This window comes from Citrobacter sp. Igbk 16 (genome assembly GCF_028069755.1).
Classification (GTDB): Bacteria; Pseudomonadota; Gammaproteobacteria; order Enterobacterales; family Enterobacteriaceae; genus Citrobacter.
In genome coordinates, this window is the sequence record NZ_JANEWJ010000119.1 from 1 (window position 1) to 255 (window position 255).

The following is a 255-nucleotide window of genomic DNA, read 5'->3' on the forward strand; positions in this document are numbered from 1 at the left end:
CTAACTGGAGGACCGAACCGACTAATGTTGAAAAATTAGCGGATGACTTGTGGCTGGGGGTGAAAGGCCAATCAAACCGGGAGATAGCTGGTTCTCCCCGAAAGCTATTTAGGTAGCGCCTCGTGAATTCATCTTCGGGGGTAGAGCACTGTTTCGGCTAGGGGGTCATCCCGACTTACCAACCCGATGCAAACTGCGAATACCGAAGAATGTTATCACGGGAGACACACGGCGGGTGCTAACGTCCGTCGTGAA

The 255-nt window shown here is 52.5% G+C and carries 1 rRNA gene; it reads left to right on the forward strand.

Annotated features, from left to right (window positions below):
• A 23S ribosomal RNA gene (locus NNO03_RS22840) occupies positions 1–255 on the forward strand; the annotation flags it as partial.